Raw genomic sequence first — 15919 nt, 5'->3', positions numbered from 1 at the left:
AGAAGCTGGTGGAAGTCCTCCAGCCCTCGCGTGACTTGAGCCGCAGCCCTCTCTTCCAGGTGATGCTCGTCCTGCAGAATGCCCCCGCCGAGGCACTCCGCGTCCCGGGCATGGCCTTCCAGCCCATCCCCCTGGAGGGCAACTCCTCCCGCTTCGATTTGGCCCTCACCCTCTTCGAGGTGCCCCACGGCCTCACCGGCTTCCTCGAGTACAGCACCGACCTCTTCGACGCCTCCTCCGTCCAGCGGCTGATGGGCCACTTCGCTGTCCTCCTCTCCTCCCTCGCCGCCCAGCCCGACGCGCGCATCTCCGCGCTGCCCCTCATGACGGCCGCGGAGAGGCAGCAACTTCTCGTCGAGTGGAATGAGACGGACGTCGCCTTCCCTCGCGACACCTGCATCCACCACGTCGTCGCCCAGCAGGCCCGTAGTGCACCGGATGCCATCGCCGTGCGCATGGGCGAGCGAAGCCTCACCTACGCGGGCCTCGACGCCTGGGCCCACGGCCTTGCCGTCCAACTGCACGCGGCCGGTGTCTCCCGAGGCGACCGTGTCGCCGTCCTCGCCGAGCGCTCTCCGGAGTTGGTGGCGGGATTGCTCGCGGTCCTCAAGGTGGGCGCCGCCTACGTCCCTGTCTCTCCCGGCATCCCGCCGGAGCGTCTGGCTTTCATGCTGGAGGACTCCGCTGCCTCCGTCCTCCTCACCCAGCACCACCTGCGTTCCTCACTGCCTTCGCTCTCCGCGCGCGTCCTCTCCCTGGAAGCAGAGGCAACGCGTCAGCCGCTGCCGGTGGCTTCGGTGGGCCCGGAGGATTTGGCCTACGTCATCTACACCTCCGGCAGCACTGGCAAGCCCAAGGGCGTCGCCGTCCACCACCGCGCGTTGATGAACCTCGTCTCCTGGCACCAGCGCACCTATTCGCTGACGCCTGACGACTCCACCGCCCTCACCGCCGGCGTCGCCTTCGACGCCTCCACCTGGGAGGTGTGGCCTTCGCTCGCCTCCGGCGCCAGCCTCGTCGTCCCTCCGGACGCCGTGCGCGCGGAGCCCTCCCAACTGCTGCAGTGGATGGCCCGCGAAGCCATCACCACCTGCTTCATGCCGACGCCCCTGGCCGAGGCCGTCCTGCGCGAGGAATGGCCCCGCCCCATGGCCCTCCGGGCCCTGCTGACGGGTGGAGACGCCCTGCACCACGGTCCGCCCCCCTCGCTGCCCGCCACCCTCTTCAACCACTACGGGCCCACCGAGAGCACCGTCGTCGCCACCTTCACCCCCGTCCCGCCTTCCGCGCGCGACGACGGCACGCGGCCTCCCATTGGCCGCCCCATCGCCAACACCCGCACCTACGTCCTCGACGCCCACCTGCAGCCGGTGCCCATCGGCGTCCCGGGTGAGCTCTTCCTCGCCAGCGAGGGCCTCGCCTGGGGCTACCTCGGCCAGCCTGCCCTGAGTGCCGAGCGCTTCATCCCCCACCCCTTCTCCTCCTCCCCGGGCGCTCGCCTCTACCGCACTGGCGACGTCGTGCGATGGCGCGCGGACGGCCAGCTGGACTACCTGCAGCGGCTCGACTTCCAGGTGAAGGTGCGCGGCTTCCGCATCGAGCTGGGCGAAATCGAAGCCTCCCTCCTCGCCCATGCCTCCGTGCATGAGGCCGTCGTCCTCGCCCGTGAGGACGCCCCTGGTGACAAGCGTCTGGTGGCGTACCTCGTGCCCACCGCGGGCCAGCAGCTGGACACCAGCGCGGTGCGCGCCTTTCTCAAGGAGCGGCTGCCCGAGTACATGGTGCCCTCCGCCTTCCTCGTCCTGGAGGCCCTCCCCCTCAACGCCAACGGCAAGGTGGACAGGAAGGCCCTGCCTGTCCCCGACGCCTCGCCCCTCGCGGACTTCGTTGCCCCGCGCAACGCCACCGAGGAGAAGCTCGCCGAAGTCTTCGCCCACGTCCTGCGCGTGGAGCGCGTGGGCATCCACTCCGACTTCTTCTCCCTCGGCGGCCACTCGCTGCTGGCCACCCAGCTCGTCTCCCGCGTCCGCGCCGCCTTCGGCGCGGAAGTGCCCCTGCGCGCCCTCTTCGAGGCCCCCACCGTCGCCGCCCTCGCCGAGCGTCTGCGCACCGCCACCTCCGGCCCCCGTCTGCCGCCGCTGACTCGCGCCACCCACGAAGGCCCCCCGCCTCTCTCCTTCGCCCAGCAGCGGCTGTGGCTCCTGGACCAACTCCAGCCGGGCAGCGCCGCGTACAACATCCCCGCGGCCCTCCGCCTGAAGGGCCAGGTGGACGTCGAAGCCCTGCGCCGCGCCTTCGAGGCCCTCGTCGCCCGGCATGAGACGTTGCGCACCACCCTCGTCCAGCACCAGGGCCAGCCCGCTCAGCGCGTCCACTCGCCCTCGGCGTGGACGCTGCCTGTGCTCGACGTGTCCTCTCTGCCTGAAGCGCAGCGGGACGAAGAGGCGCGGCGCCTCGCGAACCTCGAAGCACGCCGGCCCTTCGATTTGGAAGCCGGTCCGCTCCTGCGCACGTCCCTGGTGCGCCTGGGCGACGTGGAGCACCTGCTCCTGGTGACGATGCACCACATCGTCTCCGACGGCTGGTCCATGGGCGTCCTCGTCCGGGAGCTCACAGCTCTCTACGCGGCGTTCCACGCGGGGCAGGTGCCCACTCTCGCGCCGCTGTCGGTGCAGTACGCGGACTTCGCCATCTGGCAGCAGGAATGGCTCCAGGGTGAAACGCTGGAGACCCAGCTCTCCTACTGGAAGGAGAAGCTCGCGGGTGCGCCTTCCGCACTGGATCTGCCCACGGACCGCCCGCGCCCGCCCGTGCAGTCGCACCGGGGCGCCACGGTGGACGTGCGCCTCCCTCCGGAGGTTTCGCAGTCCCTCAAGGCCCTGGCGCAGCGTGAGGGCGCCACGCCCTTCATGCTGCTGCTCGCGGCCTGGCAGTTGCTGCTGTCTCGCTACTCTGGACAGGACGACATCAGCGTCGGTTCGCCGATTGCCGGCCGTACCCAGGCGGAGACCGAAGGCCTCATCGGCTTCTTCATCAACACCCTGGTCCTGCGTGCCCAACTGAACCCGCGCGCGACGTTCCGTGAACTGCTGGCCCAGGTGCGAGGTACGACGCTCGCGGCCTACGAACACCAGCACGTGCCCTTCGAGAAGCTGGTGGAAGTCCTCCAGCCCGTTCGCGACCTGAGCCGCAGCGCGCTCTTCCAGGCGATGTTCTCCCTGCAGAACACGCCCATCGAAGCCCTGCGTGTGCCGGGCTTGTCCTTCGAGCAGCTTCCGCTCGAATCGAACTCCGCGAAATTCGACCTGACGCTGACGCTGCAGGACTCTCCCCAGGGCTTCATCGGTGTCCTGGAGTACAGCAGCGACCTCTTCGACGCTTCGACCGTGCAGCGCATGGTGGGCCACCTCGGCGTACTGCTGGAGGCCATCGCCGCGAAGCCGGACGCGACGCTCGCGAGCCTGCCGCTGCTCACCGCTCCGGAGCGTCAGCAGCTGCTAGTCGAGTGGAACGGCCCCAGCGCGGAGTTCCCCCGCGACCTCTGCCTCCATGAGGCCTTCGCCGCCCAGGCCCTTCGCACGCCTGATGCCCTCGCCGTCATCTGCCGCGAAGAGCAGCTCACCTTCCGTGAGCTGGACACGCGCGCCAATCAGCTCGCCCATCGGCTGGTGAAGCTGGGCGTCGGCCCCGACGTACGTGTGGTGCTCTGCGTGGAGCGCTCCGTCGAGGCCCTCGTTGGCATCCTCGGTACCCACAAGGCCGGGGGCGCCTACGTCCCCATCGACCCCAGCTACCCCCGTGAGTGGCTCTCCCACGTCCTCGTGGACACGGGTGCTCCCGTCGTCCTTACCCAGCAGCGCCTGCGCGACTCGCTGCCTCCGCACGCCGCGCACGACATCTGCTTGGACTCCGACGCCGCGGACCTCGCGCTTGAATCCAACGAGGCTCCGGTAACGTCCGTCACTCCGGAGCACCTCGCGTACATCATCTACACCTCCGGCAGCACCGGCCGTCCCAAGGGCGTGATGATTCAGCACCGCTCCGTGCTGAACCTGCGCGTCGCCCTTGCCGCCACCGTCCACGCGGACGCACAGCCGGCGGAGCGCGTCAGCGTCAACGCGCCGCTCTCCTTCGACGCCTCCGTCAAGCAGCTCATCCAGGTCCTCGACGGCCACACCCTCTGCATCGTCCCCGACGAGGCCCGCGCCGACGTACGCGAGCTCGTGAATCGCATTGGCCAGGACGGGCTGGACGTCCTGGACTGCTCCCCTGCGCACCTGCGTCTGCTGGTGGATGAAGGGCTTCTGGCGAGCCAGTCCATTCCCCGCCGCGTCCTCGTGGGCGGTGAGGCCGTGGACCCGGCCACCTGGCGTCACCTCGCCCAAGTCCCGCGCCCCCGTGTCTTCAACGTCTACGGACCCACCGAGTGCACCGTCGACGCCACCGCCTGCGCCTTCGACGCCTCGCCCACGCCCACCATCGGCAGGCCCCTGCCCAACGTGCGCGTCTACGTGCTGGACCGCACGCTGCGCCCCGTGCCTGTCGGCGTCGCGGGTGAGCTGTTCATCGGCGGCGAGGGCGTGGCTCGCGGCTACCTCAACCGTCCCGAGCTGACAGCCGACCGCTTCATCCCGGATGGCTTCGCCTCCACCCCGGGTGCCCGCCTCTACCGCACCGGAGACGTGGTGCGCTGGCGCGCGGACGGGATGCTCGACTACCTGGGCCGCGCTGACTTCCAGGTGAAGGTGCGTGGCTTCCGCATCGAGCTGGGCGAAATCGAAGCGGCCCTCCTCAAGCACTCGGGGGTCCATGAAGCCGTGGTGCTGGCGCGCGAGGACGTGCCCGGGGACAAGCGGCTCGTCGCCTACGTGGTGCTCTCGGACGGCGAAGTGGAGACCGCACCGTCGGCGGACGACCTCAAGGCCTGGCTCAAGCAACACCTGCCCGAGTACATGGTGCCCTCCGCCTTCCTCGTGCTGGAGTCCCTGCCGCTGAACACCAACGGCAAGGTGGACCGCAAGGCCCTGCCCGCGCCGGTGAGTTCGGAACTGGCGAACCGCTACGTCGCGCCGCAAACGCCCACCGAGGAACGACTTGCCCCGCTCTTCGAGCAGGTCCTGCACGTAGAGCGCGTGGGCATCCACGACGACTTCTTCGCGCTCGGCGGCCATTCGCTGCTGGCCACCCAGCTCGTCTCGCGCGTGCGCGCCACGTTCCGCAGGGAGCTGCCCCTGCGTGCGCTGTTCGAGGCACCCACCATCGCCGCCCTCGCCCGGCGCATCGACTCCGAGAAGACCACCGCGCCATCGGTTCCCCTGCGCAAGGCCGCGACCCGCAGCGCCTCCGAGCCGCTGTCCTTCGCGCAGCAGCGGCTGTGGCTGTTGGATCAGCTCCAGCCGGGGGACGCGTCCTACAACCTGCCCACCGCGCTCCAGCTCTCCGGCCACCTGGACCTCGAAGCGCTGCGCCGTGCCTTCGAGTCGCTCGTCCAGCGCCACGAAGCCCTGCGCACCACCTTCCACGAGCACCAGGGCCAGCCCATCCAGCGCATCCATGCCCCGGCGGATTGGACATTGCCTCTCGTGGACCTCTCCTCCCTGCCGGCTGCCCAGCGGAAGGAAGAGTCCCGTCGGCTGGCCGACGAAGAAGCGCGGCGGCCGTTCAACCTCGCCACGGGCCCGCTGCTGCGCAGCACGCTGGTGCGCCTGGAGCAGAATGAACACCTGCTGTTGGTGACGATGCACCACATCGTCTCCGACGGCTGGTCCATGGGCGTCCTCGTCCGCGAGATGGTGGCCTTCTACGAGGCCTTCACCTCGGGAAGCACTCCGGCCCTCTCGCCGCTGCCCGTGCAGTACGCGGACTTCGCGGCGTGGCAGCGCAACTGGCTCCAGGGTGAGGTGCTCGACGCGCAACTGGGTTACTGGAAGCAGCAGCTGTCGGGAGCCCCTTCCGCGCTCGAGCTGCCGACGGACCGTCCGCGTCCGCCCGTGCAGTCGCACCGTGGCGCAACCGTGGAGGTGCGGATCCCCGCCAACATCGCGGAGGCCCTCAAGGCCCTGGCGCAGCGGGAAGGCGCCACGCCCTTCATGACGCTGCTGGCGGCCTTCCAGCTGCTGCTGTCTCGCTACTCCGCGCAGGACGACGTCAGCGTCGGTTCCCCCATCGCGGGCCGCACCCAGGCGGAGACTGAAGGCCTCATCGGCTTCTTCATCAACACCCTGGTCCTGCGCGCCCAGCTGAATCCACGCGTGACGTTCCGGGAGCTGCTCGCCCAGGTGCGAGGCACGACGCTCGCGGCCTACGACCACCAGCACCTGCCCTTCGAGAAGCTCGTCGAAGCCGTGCAGCCCACGCGGGACCTGAGCCGCAGTCCGCTCTTCCAGGCCATGTTCGTCCTGCAGAACACGCCAGCCCGGGCACTGCACCTGCCGGGCCTGTCGTTCCAGGCCGTGCCGCTGGAAGCCCACTCCGCGATGTTCGACCTCTCCCTCTCGCTGCAAGAGGTCCCGGGAGGGCTGGTCGGCTCATTGGAGTACGCGACGGACCTGTTCGATGCAGCGACCATCCAGCGGATGGCGGGCCACTTCGGTGTGCTGCTAGAGGCCATCGCGCAGAAGTCCGACACGCGGCTGAGCGATTTGCCGTTGCTCACTGAAGCCGAGCGCCAGCAACTCCTCGTCGACTGGAACCCGGCGGCCACTGAAAGCCACCGTGAGCCCAGCATCCCCGCGATGGTGGAGGCCCAGGTGCGCCGCACACCGGATGCGCTGGCTGTCATCACGCCGGAACGGCAGCTGACCTACCGCGAGGTGGACGCGAAGGCGAACCAGCTCGCCCATCGCCTGCGTGGCCTGGGCGTCGGCCCGGAAGTCCGCGTGGGTTTGTGCGTCGAGCGTACCGAGGACCTCGTCATCGGAGCCCTCGGCATTCTCAAGGCCGGTGGCGCCTACGTGCCGCTGGATCCCAGCTACCCGCGCGAGCGCCTGGGCTGGCTGCTGGAAGACGCGCAGGGCCCCGCTCTCGTCGCCCATTCGCATCTTCTGTCTGCACTGCCCGAAACGCCGGCCACAGCAGTGTGCCTCGACTCGGATGCGGAGCTGGCGAAACAGCCCACCACCGTGCCCCAGGTGGACATCCATCCGGGCCACCTCGCCTACCTCATCTACACCTCCGGCAGCACCGGCCGTCCCAAGGGCGTCGCCATCTCCCATGGCAATGCTGTCTCCTTCCTCCACTGGGCCCTGGCGACGTTCACCCCGGAGGAGTTGAAGGGCACGCTCGCCGCGACGAGCCTCAACTTCGACCTCTCCGTCTTCGAGCTCTTCGCCCCGTTGAGCAGTGGTGGTGCAGTCGTGGTGGCACGCAACGCGCTGCACCTCGCGGAACTACCTACCGCCTCCCACGTCACCCTCGTCAACACGGTGCCCTCCGCCATGGCGCAGCTGCTGCGCCTGAATGCGGTGCCGTCCACCGTGCGCGTCATCAACCTCGCGGGTGAAGCGCTGCCCGAGACGCTGGCCAGGCGGGTCTACGCCGTCCCGACGGTGCAGAAGCTCTACAACCTCTACGGGCCCTCCGAGGACACCACCTACTCCACCGCCGCACTCGTCGGCCGTGACGAGGTGCCCCTCATCGGCAGGCCACTCCCCGCGACGCGTGCCTACGTGCTGGACGCTTCGTTGCAGCCGGTGCCCGTGGGCGTTGCCGGAGAGCTGTACCTCGCCGGTGAAGGCCAGGCGCGCGGCTACCTGCTGCGCCCGGACCTCACCGCGGAGCGCTTCGTGCCCGAGCCCTACGGCCCTCCGGGTGGCCGCATGTACCGCACGGGCGACCGCGTCCGTTACCGCATGGACGGGCGCCTGGAGTACCTCGGCCGCATCGACTTCCAGGTGAAGGTGCGTGGCTTCCGCATCGAGCTGGGGGAAATCGAAGCGGCGCTTCGCCGGGCTCCGGGCCTCAAGGACGCCGTCGTCGTCGCCAGGGGCGAAGCCGCAGACAAGCGGCTGGTCGCCTACGTCACCGCGCGCGACGGCCACTCGCTGGACTCCGAGTCACTCAAGGCCCACCTCCGGCAGCAGCTGCCCGAGTACATGGTCCCCTCCGCGCTCCTCGTCCTGGAGGCCTTGCCGCTCAACTCCAACGGCAAGGTGGACCGCAAGGCTCTGCCCGAGCCGGAAGCGTCGCAGGCACGCAGCACCTACGAGGCACCTCGCACGGAGACGGAGTCGAAGCTGGCGTCCATCTGGGCGGAGGTGCTTCGCCTGCCCCAGGTAGGCGTGAAGGATTCCTTCTTCGAGCTGGGCGGCCACTCACTGCTGGCCACGCAGGTGGTGTCACGCGTGCGCGCTGAGTTCAGCGTGGAACTCCCTCTGCGCGCCCTCTTCGAGTCGCCCACCGTGGAGGCCCTTGCCATTCGCCTGAAGGGACTCACCCGCACCAGCAGCCCACAACTCACCCACGTCTCGCATGAAGGCACGCGGCCTCTGTCCTTCGCCCAGCAACGGCTGTGGCTGATGGATCAGCTTGAGCCGGGCAGCTCGCTCTACAACGTCCCCGTCGCCGTCCGGCTGGAAGGCCACCTGCACGCCGACGTGATGGAGCGCGCCCTGCAGGAAGTCGTGCGCCGCCACGAAGCGCTGCGCACCACCTTCGTCCAGGTGGAGGGGACGCCCGCCCAGGTCATCCACCCTGCCAACATTCTGCCGCTGAGCCTCGTCGATCTCACGGACGTCCCCGAAGCGCAGCGCGAACCCGAGACACGGGCCCGCGTGGAAACGGAGATGCGCCGGCCCTTCGACTTGCGCACCGGCCCCCTCCTGCGCACCCTCCTCTTCAAGCTGAGCGAAACCGAGCACGTCCTCGTCGTCACGATGCACCACATCGTCTCCGACGGCTGGTCGCTGGGCGTGATGGTGCGAGAAGTTGCCGCCCTCTACGCGGCCTTCTCCGCCGGACAACCGTCACCCCTGCCCGCGCTGCCCGTGCAGTACGCCGACTACGCCGACTGGCAGCGCCGCACGCTCTCAGGTGAGACGCTGCGGCAGGAAGTGGCCTGGTGGGAGACGAAGCTCGCTGGTGCTCCGGCGGTGCTGGAGTTGCCCACCGACTTCCCCCGCCCCGCTGTCCGGAGCACCGCGGGCGCAACCCTCAGCTTCACCCTCTCTCGTGAATTGACGGAAGCACTGCGTGGCCTTGCACACCGGGAAGGGGGCTCCCTCTTCATGGTGCTGCTGGCCGCCTGGCAGGGCCTGCTTGCGCGCTACACGGGCCAGCAGGACCTCACCGTCGGCTCGCCCATCGCCGGTCGCACTCGCGCGGAGACGGAGGGCCTCATCGGCTTCTTCGTCAACACGCTCGTCCTGCGCGCGAAGGTGGAGGAGGGCCAGTCCTTCCAGTCGCTGCTTCGGCAGGGGCGCGCCACCGTGCTGGAGGCTTACGAGCACCAGGAGGTGCCCTTCGAGAAGCTCGTGGAGGCCCTGCAGCCGACGCGCAGCCTCAGCCATACGCCTCTCTTCCAGGCGCTGCTGGCGCTCCAGAACGTGCCCACGGAGGACGTGCGACTGCCGGACCTGCGGCTGCGAGGGCTTGAGGCTACCCACTCGACGTCGAAGTTCGACGTGAGCGTCTTCTTCACCGAAGGGCCCGAAGGCCTGCGCGGCACGCTGGAGTACAGCACCGCTCTCTTCAAGCAGGGCACCGTCGAGCGGATGGCGGGCCACCTGCGCACGCTGCTGGAGTCCGTGGCCGCCAAGCCCGAGCAGTCCCTGGCCGAGGTGCAGTTGCTGACGGCAGAAGAACGTCAGCGCATCCTCGTGGAGTGGAATGACACGGCGGCCGTCAGCCCGACCGACGTCCCCGTCCACGTGCACTTCGCCCAGCAGGCCCAGCGCACGCCTCACGCCGTCGCCCTGGTGATGGGGGATGACTCGCTGACGTACGCCCAAGTGGACGCACGCGCGAACCAACTGGCCCACCACCTGCGCGCCCTGGGCATCGCCTCGGGTGCGCGCGTCGGTCTCGCCGTCGAACGCTCCTTCGAAATGGTGACGGCGCTCCTCGCCATCCTCAAGGTGGGCGCGGCCTTCGTCCCGGTGGATCGCAATGCGCCCGTGGAGCGCGTCACCGCCCTGCTGGAGGACGCCGACGTCCACTTCATCGTCACCCATCAGCCCTTCGCTTCCCGGCTGCCCGCTTCTGGCGAACGCGTCTGGCTGGATGCGCAGCGGGACGTCATCGCCTCACTGCCGACGCATGCGCCGGATGTCCGCGTGGACGGCGAAGCCCTGGCCTACGTCATGTTCACCTCCGGCTCCACGGGCCGGCCCAAGGGCGTCTGCGTCCCTCACCGAGGCATCACCCGCCTGGTGCTCGGAAACGCCTTCATGCGCTTCGGGCCGGACGAAGTCTGGCTCCAGGCCGCTCCCGTTGCCTTTGACGCCTCCACGCTCGAAATCTGGGGCGCGCTGCTGCACGGCGCGAAGCTCGTCCTCGCTCCGCCTCACTCCCTCTCGCTGGAGGAACTGGCCGCGCAACTGCGCCACCACCGCGTGACGTCCCTGTGGCTCACCGCGGCCCTCTTCGAGCAGATGGCCCTGCACCAGGGTGAAGCCCTCGCCGGTGTGCACCAGATGCTCGCCGGTGGTGATGTGCTGCCTGCGGCTCGAGTGCGCGAGCACCTCGCTCGCATTCCCGAAGGCACCACCTTCATCAACGGCTACGGCCCCACGGAGAACACCACCTTCTCTGCCACCTTCACCATGCATCGCGACTCGGTGATGAATGGTGCAGTGCCCATTGGTCGGCCCCTCTCCAACTCCACTGCCTACGTACTCGACGCGCACCTGCGTCCGGTGCCCGTGGGCGTCGCGGGAGAGGTGTACGTCGGTGGCCAGGGCCTCGCCTGGGGCTACCTCCACCGCCCGGACCTGACCGCGGAGCGCTTCGTCCCCCACCCCTTCGCCTCCACTCCGGGCGAGCGCCTCTACCGCACGGGCGACAAGGCTCGCTGGAGGGAGGACGGCACGCTCGACTTCCTCGGCCGTGTCGACTTCCAGGTGAAGGTGCGTGGCTTCCGCATCGAGCTGGGTGAAATCGAAGCAGCCCTCCGCTCCACCACTGGCGTCAACGAAGCCGTTGTCGTGGCCCGGGGCGCGGACGCCGACAAGCGCCTCATCGGCTACGTCACCGCGCGTGAGGGCCATGCGCTGGACTCCGAAGTACTCAAGGCAAGCCTCAAGCAGCGGCTGCCCGAGTACATGGTGCCCTCCGCACTCCTCGTTCTGGAGGCCCTGCCCCTCAACGCCAACGGCAAGGTCGACCGCAAGGCACTGCCGGAACCCGTGGACACGCCTCGCGCCTTCGTTGCGCCTCGCACGCCCACCGAGGAACAGCTCGCGGCCCTCTTCGCCGAAGTCCTCCGCGTGGAGCGAGTCGGATTGCAGGACGACTTCTTCGCCATGGGAGGCCACTCCCTGCTGGCCACCCAGCTCGTCTCACGCGTTCGGGCCACGTTCGCGGTAGAGCTGCCGCTGCGAGCCCTCTTCGAAGCCCCTACCGTCGAAGGGCTCGCGCCGAAGCTCGTGGGCGCGCAGTCCTCCGCGCTTCGTGCTCCGCCCCTGCGGCCCTGGCCGCGCTCGGGCGTCATCCCGCTGTCCTTCGCACAGCAGCGCCTATGGCTGCTGGATCAACTCCAGCCCGGTGACATCTCCTACAACATCCCCACCGCCCTGCGGCTGACGGGACAGGTGGACGTGGAGGCCCTGCGCCTCGCCTTCGAGGCGCTGGTGGAGCGCCACGAATCGCTGCGCACCACGCTCTCCGCCGAGCACGAAGAACCGTCGCAATGCATCCAGCCGCCCTCCGGCTGGCAGCTGCCCCTCATCGACCTGAGCGCCCTCCCCGAGTCGCAGCGCGAGGAGGAGGCGCAGCGCGCGGCGGCCACGGAGGCACGGCGTCCCTTCCACCTCACCACGGGGCCGCTGCTGCGCAGCACGCTGGTGCGGCTGGGACAGGACTCGCACCTGCTGCTGGTGACGATGCACCACATCGTCTCCGACGGCTGGTCCATGGGCGTCCTCGTCCGAGAAGTGGCCGCCTTCTACGAAGCCTTCAGCGCCGGCCGCGCTCCCACTCTCGCGCCGCTGCCCGTGCAGTACGCGGACTTCGCCATGTGGCAGCGAGGCTGGCTCCAGGGTGAGGCCCTGGACGCGCAGCTTGGCTATTGGAAGCAGCAGCTTTCGGGGGCACCGTCCGCGCTGGACCTGCCCACGGACCGTCCGCGTCCGCCCGTCCAGTCACGCCGAGGCGCGACGGTGGACGTACGTATCCCGTCGCAGGTCTCCCAGGCACTCAAGGCCCTGGCCCAGGGTGAGGGCGCGACGCCCTTCATGGTGCTGCTCGCGGCCTGGCAACTGCTGCTGTCTCGCTACTCCACGCAGGACGACATCAGCGTGGGCACGCCCATCGCCGGCCGCACCCAGGCGGAGACCGAAGGCCTCATCGGCTTCTTCGTCAACACGCTGGTGCTGCGCGCCCGGCTGCAGCCGCAGGACTCGTTCCGCCAGCTGCTCTCCCAGATGAAGGCCACGACGCTCGCGGCCTACGAGCACCAGCACGTCCCCTTCGAGAAGCTGGTGGAGGTCCTCCAGCCTTCGCGAGATCTGAGCCGCAGTGCGCTCTTCCAGGCGATGTTCTCCCTGCAGAACACGCCCACTGAGACGCTGCGACTGCCGGGACTGTCCTTCCAGCCCGTCCCGGTGGACACGCGTTCCTCCAAGTTCGATCTCACGCTGACATTGCAGGAGTCGCCCCAGGGCTTCGTCGGAACACTGACCTACGCCACGGAGCTCTTCGATGCCTCGACCGTGCAGCGCATGGTGGGCCACCTGGGCGTACTGCTGGAGGCCATCGCCGCGAAGCCGGACGCGACGCTCGCGAGCCTGCCGCTCCTCACCGCTCCGGAGCGTCAGCAGCTGCTAGTCGAGTGGAACGGCCCCAGCGCGGAGTTCCCCCGCGACCTCTGCCTCCATGACGCCTTCGCCGCCCAGGCCCTTCGCACGCCTGATGCCCTGGCCGTCCTCTGCCGCGATGAGCAGCTCACCTTCCGTCAGCTGGACACGCGCGCCAATCAGCTCGCCCACCGGCTGGTGAAGCTGGGCGTCGGCCCCGACGTGCGCGTGGTGCTCTGCGTGGAGCGCTCCGTCGAGGCCCTCGTCGGCATCCTCGGTACCCTCAAGGCCGGTGGCGCCTACGTCCCCATCGACCCCAGCTACCCCCGCGAGTGGTTGGCCCACGTCCTCGTGGACACGGGTGCTCCCGTCGTCCTTACCCAGCAGCGCCTGCGCGACTCGCTGCCTCCGCACGCCGCGCACGACATCTGCTTGGACTCCGACGCCGCGGACCTCGCGCTTGAATCCAACGAGGCTCCGGTAACGTCCGTCACTCCGGAGCACCTCGCGTACATCATCTACACCTCCGGCAGCACCGGCCGTCCCAAGGGCGTGATGATTCAGCACCGCTCCGTGCTGAACCTGCGCGTCGCCCTCTCCGCCACCGTCCACGCGGACGCCCAGCCGGCGGAGCGCGTCAGCGTCAATGCGCCGCTCTCCTTCGATGCCTCCGTCAAGCAACTCATCCAGGTGCTCGACGGCCACACCCTCTGCATCGTCCCCGACGAGGCCCGCGCCGACGTGCGCGAGCTCGTCCACCGCATTGGCCAGGACGGGCTGGACGTCCTGGACTGCTCCCCTGCGCACCTGCGCCTGCTGGTGGATGAAGGCCTGCTGGAGAGCCAGTCCATTCCCCGCCGCGTCCTCGTGGGCGGTGAGGCCGTGGACCCGGCCACCTGGCGTCACCTCGCCCAAGTCCCGCGCCCCCGTGTCTTCAACGTCTACGGACCCACCGAGTGCACCGTCGACGCCACCGCCTGCGCCTTCGACGCCTCGCCCTCGCCCACCATCGGCAGGCCCCTGCCCAACGTGCGCGTCTACGTGCTGGACCGCACGCTGCGGCCCGTGCCTGTCGGCGTCGCGGGTGAGCTGTTCATCGGCGGCGAGGGCGTGGCCCGCGGCTACCTCAACCGGCCCGAATTGACGGCGGACCGCTTCATCCCCGACGCCTTCTCCTCCACTTCGGGTGCCCGCCTCTACCGCACCGGCGACGTCGTGCGCTGGCGCGCGGACGGGATGCTCGACTATCTGGGCCGTGCGGACTTCCAGGTGAAGGTGCGTGGCTTCCGCATCGAGCTGGGCGAAATCGAGGCCGCTCTCCTCAAACATCCCCAGGTGCACGCCGCCGTGGTGCTGGCGCGCGAGGATGTGCCCGGAGACAAGCGGCTCGTCGCCTACGTGGTGCCCCCGGAAGGAACGGACTCCGCGCCCACTCCCGAGGCCCTCAAGGACTGGCTCAAGCAGTTCCTGCCCGAGCACATGCGTCCCTCCGCATTCCTCGTGCTGGAAGCCCTGCCGCTCAACACCAACGGCAAGGTGGACCGCAAGGCCCTGCCCGCGCCCCAGAGCAATGCGCTCGCCTCCAGCTACGTCGCCCCGCGCACCCCCGCGGAGGAGCAGCTCGCCGCCCTCTTCACGCAGGTGTTGCGCGTGGAGCGCGTCGGAATCCACGACGACTTCTTCGCGCTCGGAGGTCATTCGCTGCTGGCCACCCAGCTCGTCTCACGCGTGCGCGCCTCTTTCCGCGTGGAGCTGCCGCTCCGAGCCCTCTTCGAAGCGCCCACGGTCGCCGCCCTCGCCGAGCGCATCCAGGCGAGCAGCCCGAATGTCCATCTGCCTCCGCTCACCCGCTCGCACGCGGACGGCCCGAGGCCCCTGTCCTTCGCGCAGCAGCGGCTGTGGCTGTTGGATCAGCTCCAGCCGGGGGACGCGTCCTACAACCTCCCCACCGCGCTCCAGCTCTCCGGCCACCTGGACCTCGAAGCGCTGCGCCGCGCCTTCGAGTCGCTCGTCCAGCGCCACGAAGCCCTGCGCACCACCTTCCACGAGCACCAGGGCCAGCCCATCCAGCGCATCCATGCCCCGGCGGATTGGACATTGCCTCTCGTGGACCTCTCCGCCCTGCCGGCTGCTCAGCGGAAGCAAGAGTCCCGTCGGCTGGCCGACGAAGAAGCGCGGCGGCCGTTCAACCTCGCCACGGGCCCGCTGCTGCGCAGCACGCTGGTGCGCCTGGAGCAGAATGAACATCTGCTGCTGGTGACGATGCACCACATCGTCTCCGACGGCTGGTCCATGGGCGTCCTCGTCCGCGAGATGGTGGCCTTCTACGAGGCCTTCACCTCGGGAAGCACGCCGGCTCTCTCGCCACTGCCCGTGCAGTACGCGGACTTCGCCACGTGGCAGCGCAACTGGCTCCAGGGTGAGGCCCTGGAGGCGCAGATTCACTTCTGGAAGGAGAAGCTCGCGGGGGCGCCCGCAGCATTGGAGCTGCCGACGGACCGCGCGCGTCCGCCCGTGCAGTCCCACCGTGGCGCCACCGTGGAGGTGCGGATTCCCGCCAGCATCGCGGAGGCCCTCAAGGCCCTGGCTCAGCGGGAAGGCGCCACGCCCTTCATGACGCTGCTGGCAGCCATCCAGGTGCTGCTCTCGCGCTACTCCGCGCAGGATGACATCAGCGTGGGTTCCCCCATCGCGGGCCGCACCCAGGCGGAGACCGAAGGCCTCATCGGCTTCTTCATCAACACCCTGGTCCTGAGGGCCCGGGTGGATGCACGCGCGACGTTCCGGGAACTGCTGGCCCAGGTGCGAGGCACGACGCTCGCGGCCTTCGAGCATCAGCACTTGCCCTTCGAGAAGCTCGTCGAAGCCGTGCAGCCCACGCGCGACCTGAGCCGCAGTCCTCTCTTCCAGGCCATGTTCGTCCTGCAGAACACGCCCACCGAGGCGCTGCGTCTGCCCGGCTTGTCATT

The 15919-nt window shown here is 69.4% G+C and carries 1 protein-coding gene; it reads left to right on the top strand.

Going from position 1 to position 15919, the window contains the following annotated elements:
- On the top strand, positions 1-15919 hold a 15919-nt coding region (locus AABA78_RS38630), incomplete at both ends, for a non-ribosomal peptide synthetase (RefSeq protein WP_338270552.1).

It is taken from the genome of Corallococcus caeni (genome assembly GCF_036245865.1).
Taxonomy (GTDB): Bacteria; Myxococcota; Myxococcia; order Myxococcales; family Myxococcaceae; genus Corallococcus; species Corallococcus caeni.
Note: the sequence above shows the minus strand (reverse complement) of the source record. Positions and strands in the feature narration are given on the sequence as shown.